The following is a 14,938-nucleotide window of genomic DNA, read 5'->3' on the forward strand; positions in this document are numbered from 1 at the left end:
GCTGCGCCGGGCGCACGCGCTGCACGAGCGGCGGGTCGACGCCGGGACGTGCTTCAGCGTCGCATCCCGGCCGCTCGTCTGACTCAGGTGATGCGGTTGCCCCGCGAGCCCAGGCCGATCTCGCGCCCGGGTCGGCGTGTGCCGGCCTTGCCCTTCGCCGAGTTCGCCACGAAGCGGGCCTCCGCGCGGCGCACGTGCGCGGCGCGGGCGGCGAGGTCGGTGGTCGGCTCGTCGTCATCGGCACGCGGCGTCCGCAGGGTCGGCGCCCCCGAGACCAGGCTGGCCACCCGGGCCGCCAGGTCCGCCGCGCGGGTCGCGAGGCCGGGCTCGGCGAGCTCGGCGGCCGCGTCCGCCGCGGCGGCCCGCAACGCCCGGGCGTCGTCGCCGGCCAGGCCGGGGCGACGTCCGCGCGACCGCACGGTGCCGTCGCCCGCGGGCCGGCCCCGCTCGGCGGGAGGCCGGGGCGCCGGGTCGGGCTCGGCGGCCGGGCCGGCGGCGGGGGCGGGGCGGGTCAGCGTCAGCGAGCCGAGCAGCGTGACCGTCTGGCCCTCGCCGCCCTGGCGGTTGTTGAACTCCGGGCCGATGAGCAGGCGCGACAGCATCCGGGCCTGCGGCGTCGACAGGCCGAGCTTCTCCGCGTTGTCCACCCGGAAGCGGGCGATCGCGTGCCGGATCAGGTTCGCCACCCGGTCGGCGTCGCCGGCCGTCGTCAGGTCGCCGCCCGCGAAGACCAGCGCGGGGAAGGTGCCGTCGGACGCGGCGCACACGAGCTGGATCTGCGCGGCCGAGGCGGCCCGGCCCGCCACCCGGTCGCCGGGCTGCATCCGCAGGTACTGCGGCCAGAGCCAGCGCAGCTCGCCCGAGGTGACCTCGACGTCGTCGGGTGACTCGGAGGCCGTGTACGCGTACGCCACGCGGTGGTCGGTGACGAGGATCTCGGTCGTCTCGGGCAGCGCCCAGCGCGGCAGCGAGGCGGCCTTGTCGAACGCGTACTCGGCGACGGCGCAGCGGCCGCGCCACAGCTCGCGCTCGCCGCCCTGCAAGGGCCCGAACACGTCGGTCATGGGCAACGGTGATCCTGAGACGGACAGGAAGTGCCGGTCCAACATTCATCGATTAGAACGGGATGGTGTCCACAGAGACAAGTCGTCAGGCACTGAATGTTTTGTGCGCCGGACGAACCTGAACCTTCGGCCTAGGGCCGGGAGCTGAACAGCCCGTCGGGAGGGGCCGGAGAGGGAACTGCGTCGATGTCTGTCGCCGCCGCCTGCCCCGAGGTGAATCGATCGAGATCGGTTTCGACCCGTCCGGGGAACCAGTCGCCGGCGACCCGCCGGCTCAGCTCCGGCACCGGCGGCGTCGTCCGCCCGGCGAGCACGACCAGGTTGCCGAACCGCCGGCCGCGCAGCACGGCGGCGTCCGCGATCAGGCAGGCCTGCGGCAGCACGGCCCGGATCGTCGCGACCTGGGTGCGCGCGTACCGCAGCGGCGGCCCGTCGGCGACGTTGGCGATCAGCCATCCGCCCGGCGCCAGCACCCGGGCCGCCTCCCGGACGAACTCCACCGACGCCAGGTGCGCCGGCGTGCGCGAGCCCGCGAAGACGTCGACGACGACCAGGTCGTACCCGGCGTCGCGCATTCCGGTGACCGCCTCGCGGGCGTCGCCCACCCGGACCCGCAGCTTGGCCTTCGGGTCCCAGGGCAGCGCCTGGCGTACGAGGTCGACGAGCGGCCCGTCGATCTCCACCACCCGCTGCGGCGAGCCGGGCCGGGTCGCGGCGATGTAGCGCGGCAGGGTCAACGCGCCCCCACCCAGGTGCAGCGCCCGCAGCGGCGTACCGGGCGGCGCGATCAGGTCGATCGCGGCGGCCATCCGCCGGATGTACTCGAACTCGAGGTAGGTCGGATCGGCCAGGTCGACGTGCGACTGCGGCGCGCCGTCCAGCAGCAGCGTCCAGCCCGACGGCCGGTCCGGGTCCCCGACCAGCTCGGCCACCCCCGAGCCGACGCTCTCGACCCGCCGCTCACCCCGCCTGCGCTGTGCCACGGCAGCAGTATGTCGCCTGCCGTGCGGCGGCGGGGTGGCGGGAACCCGGCCGGGTCACCTCCTACGTCCAGCTCACCGGGTTCGGCGCGGTGAGCGCGGGTGCGTCCGCGGCGAGGGCGATGAACTCGATGCCGAGCAGTTCCATCCACAGCTCGCCGTCCGGGCCGACCAGGGCGGCGTCGCAGTGTGCGCCGAACTTGTCGCGCCGCCCGTCGGCGACCACGCACAGGGCGGGGCCGGGCAGCCGCCCCCACCGGTGGATCCGGCACTCGGCGACGCCCATCGGCAGCACCGGGCGGTGTTCGTCCATCGCCCAGACCCCGCCGAGCTGCACGGCGCCGTCCAGCGCCGCGAGATCCACCGGCAGGTCGTCGTCCGCCCAGCCCATCGCCCCGGCGCCGAGAACGGTTCCGACGACCCCGGTCGGGCCGATCTCGCCCAGCGAGCGGACCGTCCGCAGCAGGGGGCCGTGGAACAGCGGCCGGCCGGCGTAGACCGAGCTGCCCGGGAACCGCGCCGGGTCGCCGGTCGGCCGCCACTCGCGGTCCCGGCCGGGCGCGCCGGACCGGGCCCGGAAGCACGGCTCGCCGGCGCCGTTGATCAGCGACACCTCCCGGCCGGAGAGGGTGATCGAGATCGTCTGCGGCTCCGCGGTCGCCACCGGGCGCAGCACCCGGAAACCGGTGAGCACGGCGCCGGGCTCCCGCTCCCGGACGGCCGCGGCCATCCAGCCCAGGCCGGCGGCGGGCGGCAGGATCGGGATGTCCTGCGGCCGGTGATCGCCGATCCAGGGATATCTCGCCGCGCTCACCGCGACGGTTCCGGGCCGTGGGTGCCCCGGCCCGGCCTCACCGGTACGCCGGGAGGTCCAGGCAAGCGAGCGTACGAGGCATCCGGGGCGGCGCTGTTGCTCGGCCTCGGCGACGCGGTCGAGCGCGGCGCCGACCACGGCGTGATCCGTCGTGCCGGAGAAGAGGACGATCGTGTCGAGCGGATCCCGCGCGGTCGCGGCGAGCGCCGCCGCCAGCCCGGTGAGCTGCGCGCCGGACGCGGCGTCGTCGGACTTCGCCGCCGGGGTGGGCGCCGGCCCGTACAGCAGGCCGGTGATCGGTCCCCAGTCGGCCCGGGCGCGGTCCAGCTCGGCGGAGAGCGCACCCGCGCCGTCGGCGCACAGGTAGCGGACCTGGGCGCCGGCCGCCTCGCAGGCCTCGATGGTGGCGCGGATCTCGCGCACGGCCAGCAGCGCGCGGGCCCGGGCCCGCATGCCGGCGAGGCCGTCCGGCCCGCCGGTGCCGGCGGCGAACCGGCGCAGGATGGTGCGCTCGTCGTGGGCGTCGGCCAGGCCGGGCGGTTCGTCGGCGAGGGGCGTGTCCCCGATCAGGATCAACCGGCACGGGGTCTCGCGGGCCAGCTCGACAAGGGCCATGCCGCAGTCGCGGGCCAGGAGTACGGAGTCCGCGCCGATCCGGGGCTCCGACCCGAGCAGGATCCCGGGCCAGGCCGAGGGCTCGGGCTCGGCCGGCCGGCCGACGCTGCGGGTGCCGTCCGCGGCCAGGCGGACGCGCTGCGCCCCGCCGCCGCGGGTGAGCTCGTCGGCGATCACCCCGGCGAGGGCGGCGGGTCCCCGGTCGCCGCGCTCGCACTCGACGTACACCGGCGTCCGTTCCCCGTCGTCGGCCGTGGCCAGGCCGCTCAGCCCGCCGAGCCAGGCGCCGGCGGGCCGGGCGACGGTGTCCGCGACGACCACGAAGACCCCGCGCCGGCCGCCCTCGCGGGCCAGCCGGAGGCCGGCGAGCTGGGTGTCGATCGCGTCCTCGGGGGTGGCCGGGCCGGCCATGCCGGCCAGCAGGACGACGCCGCCCGGTCCCCGGCCGTCGGCCACCGTGGCGGCGACGCCGCGCTCGGAGAGTTCGGCGGCGACCGCGGCGCCGAGGCCGCTGCCGCCGTCGACGACGTGTACCCGGCCGGCGTCCAGGCCGGGGAGCGGGCGCCCGCACTGTGCGGTCTCCACCCAGGACGGTGCCGGTCGCACCAGCACGCCGGCTCCGGGCACCTCCTCGGGAGCTGCCGCCGTGTCACCGTCCTGCGGCTTGGGGACCGGCCCGGCCGGCGGCCCGGCCGGCGGCCCGGCGGCGGGCGATCCCTGCCGGTCCGGCTGCGCCGGAACGGCCGGCGCGGCGATGTGCGGCGCGGTCGCGTGCGGCGCTGTCGTGTGCGGCGCTGTCGTGTGCGGCGCGATCGTGTGCGGCGCGGTCGTGTGCGGCGCGGTCGTGTGCGGCGCCGGGAGGGTGGGAGTCGTCGCGAGGCGTCCGGTCAGGATCGTCTCGGTGACGCGCAGGTACTCCAGGTGCGCCTCGGTCATCAGCCGTTGGAAGGTCGCGTGCGCCTCGGCGCTGCGCCGCGCCAGCTCGAGCACCTCCCAGCCCGGCGCGTCGGCCGCCGGGGGCGGGCTGTCGGACAGGGGGAGGTGCGGGCTGGACGGCACGGATTCTCTCCTCGATCGGCGCGAGCGCCGGGCGGGAGGCGCCCGCCCGGCAACCCCAATCTGGACAAAGCGGACGGCGCATACGGGCAGATCGACAATCATCTACCGGTACGGGTGAACGGGGCCGCCCTCATACGTGAAACCACCCGTCCGGGCCCGCGTGTCCGGTCCACACTGAGCCCAACAGATCAACGTGGAGGTGAGCGGTGTCGGGTACGGGTACCAGCGCGCTGCCCGAGATCGTCGACTCCGGGCCGGTGTGGACCACCGAGCCGCCGCCGGCCGGCGACATGGTGGCGATCCTCGCCGCGGCGCAGCACAGTGCCGGGCCGCTGCTGAAGATCCGCCGGCACCGGTCGCCGGACGCCGGGCCACCGTACTGGCGCTGGGACTGCGACAGCTGCGGCGAGTACGGCGGCGGGCGGCACCACGCCGACGCGATCAGCCGGGCCGAGCGGCACTGCAAGGAGCACCCGGAGCACCGCTCGTCCCTGCTGCCGCCGCCGCTCTGTCGCGAGCCGGACCAGCGGCTCGCCGTACACCCGATGCTCTTCGCCGTCGACGACGACCCGCCGCCCGGCCCGTTCGCGTTCTGAGGCGGCGGGCGGCGCTCAGCCGGCCGCGCCCTTCCGCGCGCTCAGGACCTCGGCGATCCGGTCCAGCCGCGGGTCGGCGAGGATCTCCTCAAGCCCGGCCGTCAGCGGGATCCGCCAGTTCGGATACTCGTCCGAGGTGCCCGGCAGGTTGGGCTGGCGCAGCTCACCCAGCACGTCGTACAGCGACGCCGTGACGAACCGGCACGGGGTACGCGCGAGGAACCGGTGCATCGCCACGATGATCTCCTCGGCCGGGGTCTCCGGGGTGATCAGGCCCTCCTCGGTGAGCCGGAACAGCAGTTTGGCCCGGTCCTTGTCGGCGTGATCGTGCTCCTCCTCGAGCGTCCCGGTCAGCTGGCCCAGTCCGGCGCGGACCCGGATCTGCTCGCCGACCAGGAAGCCTGCGGCGGTCGGCAGATCATGGGTGGAGATCGTCGCGAGGGCGTTGCGGGGATACTCCGCCGCCGGCAGGTACTGCTCGGTCGGGTCGTTGCGGTAGTCGCGGGTGAACCACAGTACGGCCGAGCCGAGCATGTTCATCCGCTCCAGCGTCCGGGTGACCAGCGGCTGGACCGTGCCCAGGTCCTCGCCGATCACGACGGCGCCGGCCCGGTGCGCCTCGAGCGCCAGGATGCCCAGCATCGCCTCCGGGTCGTAGCTCACGTACGTGCCCTCGGCGGCGCCGAGGCCCGGCGGCACCCACCACAGGCGCCAGAGCCCGGCGACGTGGTCGACCCGCAGGCCGCCGGCGCGCCGGAAGATCCGCTGGAGCATGTCCCGGTACGCGGCGTAGCCTGTCTCGATCAGCCGGTCCGGCCGCCAGGCGGCGAGGCCCCAGTCCTGGCCGAGCTGGTTGAACGCGTCCGGCGGCGCGCCCGTGTGCACCCCGGCGGCGAGCACGTCCTGTAGCAGCCAGCCGTCCGCGCCGTTCGGGTCGATGCCGACGGCGAGGTCATGCACGATGCCGACCGGCATACCCGCGTCCCGGGCGGCCCGGTTGGCGGCGTCGAGCTGCTCGTCGAGCAGCCGCTGCAACCAGACGTGGAAGGCGACCTGGTCACCGCCGCGGGCCGCGAGCACCGCCGGCGAGTCCGGGCGCCGGAGCTCGGCCGGCCACTCCCGCCAGTTCGGCCCGTGCACCTCGGCGAGGGCGCAGAACGTCGCGAAGGCGGTGAGGCCGGGATCGGCGTCCAGGTCCACCTCGCCGGCGAGCGGCCAGAGCAGCCGCAGGGCGGCGCGCTTGGCCTGCCAGGCGGCGGTGTAGTCGATGAGCCCGTCGGCGGCGGGCGCCGGGCGCAGCGCGTCGATCTGCTCCCGCAGCGGCGGATCCGCCCGCCGGTACGCGGACGTGTCGGCAACCCGCAGGTAGACCGGGTTCGCGAAGCGCCGACTCGACGGCGAGTACGGCGACGGTGGCACCGGCAGCGTCGGGGTGATGGCGTGCAGCGGGTTCAGCAGGACGAGCCCGGCGCCCCGGCCGCCCTCGACGAAGGCGCGCAGGTCGCCGAGGTCGCCGACGCCCCAGGACGCGGCCGAGTGCAGGGCGTAGAGCTGGAGCATCCACCCCCAGGTGTCCGGCGGCTCGGGCAGTTCGGTGGGCACCACGACCAGCGCCACGTCCTGGTCGCCGGTGACCAGCCGGTGCCAGCCGAGCGGCAGGTCGGCCGGCAACGCGCCGGCGGCCTCCACCAGCGAGCCGTCCTCCAGGTGGATCGTGCCGGTCAGCGGCCGGGTGCCGCCCTGCCGGACGATCACCGTGCCGGGCAGCAGGTGCCGCTCCTTGGCGGTGCGGATCGCGGCCAGTTCCTCGGCGATCGCCGCCGGCGAGGTCGCGTCGACGCCGAGCAGGCCCAGCACGCCGATCACCGACTCCGCCGCCACCTCGCGCCGTTCGCGGTGCCAGTCCTCGTACCAGGTGGCCACCCCGTGCGCCTCGGCAAGAGCAGTGAGATCTGCGTCCATATCGGCCCCTTCGCTCGACTCCGCTGCTCATACCCTGCCCTGTAGGGGGGTTTGAAGGTCAAGCGGGTCTTGCGGGGATCCGCCAAGATGGACGGCATGTCCTCAGCAGTGAAGTGGTGGTCCCGGCTCAGCGCGGCGGTGACGGGAGTCGTCCTGACCCTGGTGGTGCCCGTGCACGCCTGGGCGGCGAGCAACGGCGTCTCGGACCTGGCCGTCGAGGCGGCGCGGTCCCGGCGGCGCGGCGGCGTCGGCTTCTTCGGCTTCCTCGGCGGCCTGTGCTGCCTGCTGGTCGTCGGCGGCATAATCCTGGCCATCGTCCTGATTTCACGGAACCGTAAACGTCGCTGAGCGCACCCGCATAGGTTTGTAGGGTGAGCTTTCGTGCCAAGGCGATCGCGCTGGGCACCGGGATCGCCGCGGTGTGCACGGTGCCGCTGGTCATCTCGGTCACCGCCGACGCGGCCCCCGATGTGTTGCTCTCGAAGGGACGCCCGGTCGTCGCGTCGACCGTGACCGATGCCGCGCACGACGCCGCGAAGGCCGTCGACGGCTTCGCGAACACGTCATGGGCGGCCGCCCTCGGACCCGCGAGCCAGTGGCTGATCGTCGACCTGGGCCAGACGCAGGACGTCACCCGGGTCAGGCTGCACTGGGCGGGCGGGTACGCGAAGGCGTACCGGATCCAGGTCTCCGACGACGTCTCCGCCTGGCGGGATCTCTACGCAACCACCGACGGCGACGGCGGCACCGACGACCTCAAGAAGCTCGCCGGCGCCGGCCGCTACCTGCGGGTGCTCGGCACCCAGCGGGGCACCCCGCAGGGCTACTCGCTCTACGAGGTGCAGACCTACGGCCCCGGCCCGGCCGCGCCGGCCACCAAGACGACGGCCGGCGCATCCGCAGCCGCGGCACAGCTCGCCGCGGGGCTGCATGATCCGAAGAAGAAGGCGTCCGCGCTGGCGCTGGTCTCCAGCGCGGAGAACTCCACGCTGGACTGGCGCGGCGAGTACGACTACCTCGAGGACCTGCACGACGGGCGCGGCTACACGGGCGGCATCGTCGGCTTCACCTCCGGCACCTCGGACATGCTGGCCCTGGTGACCGAGTACACGCGGCGTTCGCCGGGCAACCGGCTGGCGCCGTACCTGCCGGCGCTGCGGGCGGTCGACGGCTCGGACTCGCACGCCGGCCTCGACCCGGGCTACCCGGCCGCCTGGAAGGCGGCCGCCGCGGACCCGGTCTTCCGCAAGACGCAGGAGGACGAGCGGGACCGGATGTACTTCGATCCCTCGGTCGCCCTGGCCACGGCCGACGGGCTGCGGGCGCTCGGGCAGTTCGCCTACTACGACGCGGCCGTCATGCACGGCATGTCCGGCCTGCGGGAGATCCGGGCCGCCGCGCTGCGCAAGGCGCAGGTCCCGAAGGACCAGACCGGCGACGAGATCGTCTGGCTGAACGCCTTCCTGAACGCGCGGGTCGCCGAGATGCGCACCGAGCCGGCGCACCGCGACGTCTCCCGGGTCGAGACCGCGCAGCGCACCTTCCTGCGCGCCACCAACCTCGACCTGAACACCCCGCTGACCTGGAAGGTCTACGGCGAGACCTTCACGATCCGCTAGCTAACGCGGGGCGGCCGGTGTGCTCGGCCCCGGTTTCGCCCCCGGCTTGCCCTTGCTGATCTGGATGCTGACGAAGCCGTTCTTGATGGTCCGGCCGGAGGGTTCCGTGCCGGCCGCCTGACCCTTCGGGCAGTCCGACTCGACCTCGGTGCCCGGCGTCGCCGTGAAGCCGGCGCCCTCCACCTTGGCGATCGCGTCCGCCACGCTGATGCAGCCGAAGCCCGGAATCGAGCGCTGCTCACCCTGGGCGATCTTGTTGCCCGACGGCCGCTTGAACTGGACCCGCGCCTTGCCCTTCATGATGTCGCGCAGGGTGTACTCGACCGCCGGGTTCACCACGTCGTGGCTCAGCCGGTACGGATGGTTCTGGTAGTCCGGGTTCACCAGGTACCCGGCGACGACCATCGAGCTGGTGCCGACGATCAGCGAGGCCGTCTTGTCGTTGTCGGTCGTGCCGGTCTTGCCGAAGATCGGGTGGCCGACGATGCCGCGCGCGCCGCCGGCGGTCGAGCCGTGGCAGCCGCCCAGCTGTGCCGAGTCGCCGACCGGGCAGCGCGCCGCGTCCAGGGCAGCCCGGGCCACGTCCGGCTTGGTGACCTGCCGGCAGTTCGGCTTGCCGACGTCCAGCTTCTCGCCGGTCAGCGTGGTGATCTGCTGAACGGGCGTCGGCGTGCAGTACTTGCCGTCACCGGCCAGCGTGGCGTACGCGTTCGCCATGTCCAACGGGGTCGACGCCGAGACGCCGAGGGTGAACGCGCCCCAGTCCTCCGCGTACTTCGTCGCCATCTCCTCGTCGTTCGGCGCCCGGAACTGGACGCCGAAGCGCTGCGCCACGTCGACGACCTTTTCGGCGCCGACCTTCTCCTCCAGCGGGACGAAGTAGGTGTTGACCGAGCTGCCGAAGCCCGTCCACATGTTGTACGGGCCCTTCTCGCTCTTCGAGGCGTTGCTCGGGCAGTAGAAGCCGCCGCCGCAGCCGGGTGAGTCGCGGTAGCTCGACTTGTAGCGGTACGTCGTGTTGATCGGGTACGCCAGCGGGAAGCCGTTCTCCAGCGCGGCGACCATGGTGAACATCTTGAAGACCGACCCGGCCTGGTAGCCGGTGATGTCGCCGCCGCCGGTGAGCAGCGGGTTCGTCGTGTTCGGGTAGCTACCGCGGATGTTCTTGTCCGCCTTGGCCGGGTCCGAGGACAGCTTGTTGTGCCCGTCGTCCAGCTTGAAGCGGCGGTTGGCGGCCAGGGCGCGGACCCGGCCGGTGCCCGGCTGGACCGCGGCCAGCAGCAGCGCGTCGCGGTCCTTGACACCGATCCGGTCCGCGATGTTCTCCCGCGCCGCCGCCTGTGCCTTGATGTCGAGCGAGCTCTGGATCGTGTAGCCGCCGCTCTTCAGCCGCCGCTCGCGGTCGTACGGGTTCCGGCCGAACTCCGGGCGGCTGAGCCACCAGCGGTAGAAGTAGTCGCAGAAGAAGCCCCAGCTGTTGTTCTTCACGGCGGCGCAGCCGTTTCCGGTGCGCTGGGTGGTGTGGCCGAGCTTGACGGCGATGGCGTCGGTCGCCTCCTGCGGCGTGGCGTAGCCGAGGTCGCGCATGTTGCCGATGACCCAGTTGCGGCGGTCCAGCGCCTTGGGATAGCCGATCGTCGTGGTCGGGTCGAAGCCCGTCGGCGCCTTGACCATGCCGGCGAGCAGCGCGGCCTCGGCGATGGTGAGGTCCTTGGGCGGCTTGCGGAAGTAGACCTGGCTGGCGGCGTAGACCCCGTACGCGCCGTTTCCGAAGGGTGCCGCGTTGAGGTAGCGCTCCAGGATCTGCTGCTTGGTGAGCTTCTTCTCGATCTGCATCGCGTACTTCATCTCGGCGATCTTGCGCGCCGGCGTGTCCTTGGTGGCGTCGACGACCTCCTGCGGTGAGGTCGCCGTGTACGACAGGGACATGCGGACGAGCTGCATCGTCAGCGTCGACGCGCCCTGCTTCGAGTTCTGCTTGCCCGAGTTGTTGACCATCGCGCGGGCGGCGCCCTTGAGGTCCACGCCGTTGTGCGTGTAGAACTCGTGGTCCTCGGCCGCGACGATCGCGTTCTGCATGTTGACGGAGATGTCCTTGAGCGGGACCTCGCTGCGGAACTCGTCGTAGAACACCGCGACGGGCGTCTTGTTGTCGGCGGCGAAGACCCGGGTCAGCTGCGGCGCGGTCGCCTGCTTGAGCTCGCTGGGCAGGCTCGCGAAGCCCTCGCTGCCGGCCTTGGCCGCGAGGCCGGACATGGCGACGGCGGGGAACGCGGCCGCGGCCACGGCGATACCGGCCAACAGGCCACAGATCAGCAGCGAAGTCACGTTCGTGACGAAGTGGTGATCGCGTCCGCGCATCAGGGTGTCCGTTTCGCAGGCCTCGGCGCGCCGCGGGGGCGGCGACCGCGGTGGACTTTAGCGATCATGCGCAAACGAAGGACCGGCGGCATCGGTGTGCCGCCGGTCCTCGGTCGTTCACGGCCTGGGTCAGGCCTTGGTCCACTTCTGGTTGGAGGTGCCGCCGCAGTCCCAGAGCTGGAGCTGTGCGCCGTTCGCGCTGTTCCACTCCTTGATGTCGACGCACCGGTTGGCGGAGACGTTCACCAGGTCGCCGGCGGCCGACAGGGTGAAGCGCTGCACCGGGTTGCCGTTGCAGGTGACCAGCTGGATCGGCGTGCCGTTGGCAAGCGCGCCACCGGCCGGGTCCATGCACTTGCCCAGACCCCGCACGGTGCCGTCGCTCGCGAAGGACCACTTCTGCGCGGCGGTGCCGTTGCAGTCCCACATCTGGAGCCGGGCGCCGTCGACCGGGTTGCCCGACGGGATGTCGATGCAGCGGTTGCTGAAGTTCGACCGCAGCGCGGTGCTGCCGCTGGGCGGCGGCGTGGTGCCGTCGGTCCAGGCCGAGACGCGGACGTAGTCGACGAGCATGGTCTGCGGGAACACAGTGCTGGCGTCCGGGTAGCCGGGCCAGTATCCGCCGACGGCCACGTTCAGGATCATGAAGAACGCGTGGTCGAAGACCCACTGGTCGCCGCCGAGGCTGGCCGGGGTGACCCGGAAGTACTCGCTGCCGTCCAGGAACCAGACGATCAGATTGGGCGACCACTCCACCGCGAAGTTGTGGAAGGCGTTGCTGAGCGGGGTGCCGATGTTGCGGTTGCCGCCGATGCCCTCGGCGCCGGAGTAGCCGGGACCGTGCACGGTGCCGTAGACCGTGTTCGGCTGGTTGCCGACGTTCTCCATGATGTCGATCTCGCCCGTGGTGGGCCAGTTGTTGCCGCCGAGCATCCAGAACGCGGGCCAGATGCCCTGCCCCTTCGGGACCTTGATGGAGGCCTCGAAGCGGCCGTACCGCTGGGTGAACTTGTCGGCGGTCAGGATCCGGCCCGACGTGTACTGGCAGGTGCCGTAGTGGCACTGGTAGTTCGCGGGGTTCTCCCGGCGCGCGGTGATCGCGAGGTGGCCCTGGCCGTCCTGCGAGACGTTGCTCGTCGAGTTGGTGTAGTACTGCTGCTCGTTGTTGCCCCAGCCGCTGCCGCCGATGTCGAACTTCCACTTCGCGGAGTCGATCGGGGCGCCGGCGGAGCCGTTGAACTCGTCCTGCCAGGTGATGCCGCCGATGGCTGCCTCGGCGGTGTCGTTGCGGGAGGTGGAGACGAGACCTGCTGTGAGGCACGCCGCGACAAGGGCCGCGGCGAGCAGTTTCCGGGTTTTGAGCATGGGGATGGAACCTCCGGGGGAAGAGGTGTTAACACTTTAAATAGTGTTTACAGATTGACCATCACCAGTCAATAGAGACTGGTTCCGGAACCCCGGAGTCCGCCCTTTGTTACAACTTCTTGAACAGACTGGGCAACGCGGTCGGCTCCCAGCCCGGCAGCGAGGTGTGCGTCTCGAGCACCTGGTACTCGACGCCCTTGAACTTCACGGGCTGGCCGGCGACGTAGTCGGTGAACGGCGCCCACTCGGGTGTGGCCGGGGGCGCGGTCGTGGGCGGCTCGGTGGTCGGCTCTGTCGTCGGTGCCGTGGTCGGCGGCTCGGTGGTGGGGGCCTCGGTCGGCTCGGTCGCCGGCGGCTCGGTCGTCGGTGCGGTGGTCGGCGGCTCGGTGGCCGGCGGCTCGGTGGCCGGTGGCTCGGTGGCGTTCGCGGCCGAGAAGCTGACCGAGTCGACCTGCATGCGTGCCGGGAGGCCGTCGCCCGACCGGTCGTCGGCGATGGAGAGGCTCAGCGCCAGGCGGAACGACTGGTCGGTGCCCAGGCCGCCCTCGGGCGTGATCCGGGAGATCTCCTGGCCGTCCACCGACAGGACCGCCTCACCGGGCGCCCAGTCCACCGCGTACGTGTGGAAGTCGTCGGAGAGCGAGTCCTTCAGCACGTCGAACGAGCCGAAGCCCTGCCGGCCGGCGCCGATCAGTTCGAAGACCGGCCGCGCCGTGTCGCCCTCGGGGGTCTTGATCCGGGCCTCGGCGTGCCCGGAGGTGGCGCGCAGCCGGTCCTTGGTCAGCAGCCGGGCCGAGGAGAACCCGCCCTCGTCCTCGCGGCGCAGGACGATCGTCAGGTTGCCGTCGCCGTCCAGGCGCGCGTTGCGGGTGCTCTCCCGGAAGGACAGCCCGTTGTCGGCCTGGTCCGTGTTCAGCGACCACTTCGTCGGGTCGACGGTGCTGCCGCGCTTGCCGTCGAAGTCGTCGGCGAACGTCGTCAGCGACGGCGTCCGGTCGCGGTCCCTGCGGTCGTTGTTTCCGGCGCGGTCCCGTTCCGAGGCGTCCGCGCTGTCGTTGCGGGTCGGCAGCCAGATGGCGGTGGCCAGTCCGGCGGTCGCGACCACGAATGCGACGACTAGTCGGGGCCGCAGCCAGGTGGGTTGCGGCGGCAGGCTGTGTCGCGGCACGGGAAACCTCCGGGGCCAAAGGTGCTGATGCGTCAGCAGAGACCTAAGAAGATCTGCGTCGAAACGTCAAGGCGTGTGGATGGAATTAAACGAAGATTCAGAATTCGAGCCGCCGGGGTGACTCGAAATGAGTGCGGCCGTACCCTGGAGTCCGTTTTTGATCTCATCGGCGCGGGACGGCGCCCGGCGGCGTGTGGGATCGTTCCGGCATGGCGGAATCGAGTGGGTTGCAGACCCCGCTCTGGCGGGCGATCGCCGTGTTCCGGATCGCCGCGCTCCTCTATGTCGCCGTCCTGGTGGTCCGCAACGTCGGCGCGTACGAGCGGCCGATGCTGGCCTGGCCGGTGCTGGCGGTGATGGCGGGCTGGACGGTCTTCACCACGTACGCGTACGCCGTGCCGGCCCGGCGCCGGCCGCCGCTGCTCATCGCCGACCTGCTCATCACCATGGCCGTGTTGGCCGCCAGCGTCTGGGTGGTCGGGCGGGTCGCGCTGGAGGAGGGCCGGCCGACGCTCGCGGTGGCCTGGCACGTGGCCCCGGTGCTCGCGTGGGCCGTCGCGGGCGGCCGGCGCTGGGGCATCGCCGCCGCCCTGGCCATGGGCATCACCGACCTGACGGTCCGCGCGCACTACGACCAGGCCGCATTCACCGGCACGGTGCTGATGGTGCTGGCGGCGACCGCGGTCGGCTACCTGGTCGGGCTCGCCGAGGTGTCGCAGCAGCGGCTCGAACGCGCCGTCCAGTTGGAGGCGACGAACCGGGAGCGGGAGCGGCTGGCCCGCGACATCCACGACTCGGTGCTACAGGTGCTGGCCCTGGTCAAGCGCCGCGGCGCCGGACTGGACGGCGAGGCCGGCGAGCTGGCGCGGCTGGCCGGCGAGCAGGAGGCGGCGCTGCGCACCCTGGTCACGGGCCGCACCGCCGAACGACAGGACGAGCACGCCGAGGCGGACCTGATGAGTCTGCTCGAGCCGTACGCGTCGGCGACGGTGTCGGTCGCGGGGCCGGCCGGTGCGGTCCGGCTGCCCGCCCGCGTCGCCGCGGAGCTCGCCGCGGCCGTCGCGGCGGCGCTGGACAACGTGGTGCGGCACTGCGAGCCCGGCACGAAGGCCTGGGTGCTCGTCGAGGACGAGCCGGCCGAGGTGACGGTCAGCGTGCGTGACGAGGGACCCGGCATCGCGCCCGAGCGGCTCGACGAGGCCGAGGAGCAGGGCCGGCTCGGCGTGGCCCAGTCGATCCGCGGCCGGATCGCCGACCTGGGCGGCGCTGTCCGGATCACCTCGGCGCCGGGGCAGGGCACGGAGGTCGAGCTCACGCTGCCGCGCCGATAGGCTG

Annotated in this window: 11 protein-coding genes; 4 read left to right on the forward strand and 7 right to left on the reverse strand. The window is 72.9% G+C overall.

What is annotated here, in order from left to right:
- Window positions 1-83: 83 nt before the first annotated feature.
- The 3 genes from BJ971_RS02905 to BJ971_RS41940 form a co-directional block, all read right to left on the reverse strand.
- A complete protein-coding gene (locus BJ971_RS02905; protein WP_184989545.1) occupies window positions 84-1,064 on the reverse strand; it encodes a translation initiation factor 2 in 981 nt (326 codons plus the stop codon).
- A gap of 131 nt (window positions 1,065-1,195) precedes the next feature.
- Window positions 1,196-2,047 carry a spermidine synthase gene (locus tag BJ971_RS02910; RefSeq protein ID WP_184989547.1) on the reverse strand — a complete coding sequence of 284 codons (852 nt, stop codon included), beginning with the start codon at window positions 2,045-2,047 and terminating at the stop codon, window positions 1,196-1,198.
- 61 nt (window positions 2,048-2,108) lie between these two features.
- The gene (locus BJ971_RS41940) at window positions 2,109-4,532 is read right to left on the reverse strand and encodes a polyketide synthase dehydratase domain-containing protein (RefSeq protein WP_184989549.1); all 2,424 of its coding nucleotides are present in this window, start codon (window positions 4,530-4,532) and stop codon (window positions 2,109-2,111) included.
- Between the two features lie 206 nt (window positions 4,533-4,738).
- Here BJ971_RS41940 and BJ971_RS02920 point away from each other — a divergent pair, with 206 nt between their 5' ends.
- Window positions 4,739-5,128 carry a hypothetical protein gene (locus BJ971_RS02920; protein WP_239087603.1) on the forward strand — a complete coding sequence of 130 codons (390 nt, stop codon included), beginning with the start codon at window positions 4,739-4,741 and terminating at the stop codon, window positions 5,126-5,128.
- Between the two features lie 15 nt (window positions 5,129-5,143).
- On the opposite strand, the gene malQ is transcribed toward BJ971_RS02920, so the two are convergent.
- Complete coding sequence (gene malQ, locus BJ971_RS02925; RefSeq protein ID WP_184989551.1) at window positions 5,144-7,090, reverse strand: 4-alpha-glucanotransferase; 1,947 nt, start codon at window positions 7,088-7,090, stop codon at window positions 5,144-5,146.
- 96 nt (window positions 7,091-7,186) lie between these two features.
- On the opposite strand from malQ, the gene BJ971_RS02930 reads away from it, so the two are divergent.
- Together BJ971_RS02930 and BJ971_RS02935 are read left to right on the forward strand one after the other, a co-directional pair.
- Window positions 7,187-7,438, forward strand: coding sequence for a hypothetical protein (locus tag BJ971_RS02930; RefSeq protein ID WP_184989553.1), 252 nt, complete (start codon window positions 7,187-7,189; stop codon window positions 7,436-7,438).
- Between the two features lie 23 nt (window positions 7,439-7,461).
- Window positions 7,462-8,709 carry a chitosanase gene (locus BJ971_RS02935; RefSeq protein WP_275411383.1) on the forward strand — a complete coding sequence of 416 codons (1,248 nt, stop codon included), beginning with the start codon at window positions 7,462-7,464 and terminating at the stop codon, window positions 8,707-8,709.
- On the opposite strand, the gene BJ971_RS02940 is transcribed toward BJ971_RS02935, so the two are convergent.
- The 3 genes from BJ971_RS02940 to BJ971_RS41945 form a co-directional block, all read right to left on the reverse strand.
- Window positions 8,710-11,070, reverse strand: coding sequence for a transglycosylase domain-containing protein (locus tag BJ971_RS02940; protein ID WP_184989555.1), 2,361 nt, complete (start codon window positions 11,068-11,070; stop codon window positions 8,710-8,712).
- 129 nt (window positions 11,071-11,199) lie between these two features.
- A complete protein-coding gene (locus BJ971_RS02945; RefSeq protein ID WP_184989557.1) occupies window positions 11,200-12,435 on the reverse strand; it encodes a glycoside hydrolase family 16 protein in 1,236 nt (411 codons plus the stop codon).
- A gap of 109 nt (window positions 12,436-12,544) precedes the next feature.
- Entirely contained in the window at window positions 12,545-13,603 is a 1,059-nt protein-coding gene (locus BJ971_RS41945) for a carbohydrate-binding protein (protein WP_184989559.1), read from the reverse strand.
- Window positions 13,604-13,812: 209 nt separating this feature from the next.
- Here BJ971_RS41945 and macS point away from each other — a divergent pair, with 209 nt between their 5' ends.
- Window positions 13,813-14,934 (forward strand): MacS family sensor histidine kinase, encoded by a 1,122-nt coding sequence (macS, locus tag BJ971_RS02955; RefSeq protein ID WP_184989561.1) that lies wholly within the window; start codon window positions 13,813-13,815, stop codon window positions 14,932-14,934.
- Window positions 14,935-14,938 lie beyond the last annotated feature (4 nt).

The organism is Amorphoplanes digitatis (assembly GCF_014205335.1).
GTDB lineage: Bacteria > Actinomycetota > Actinomycetes > Mycobacteriales > Micromonosporaceae > Actinoplanes > Actinoplanes digitatus.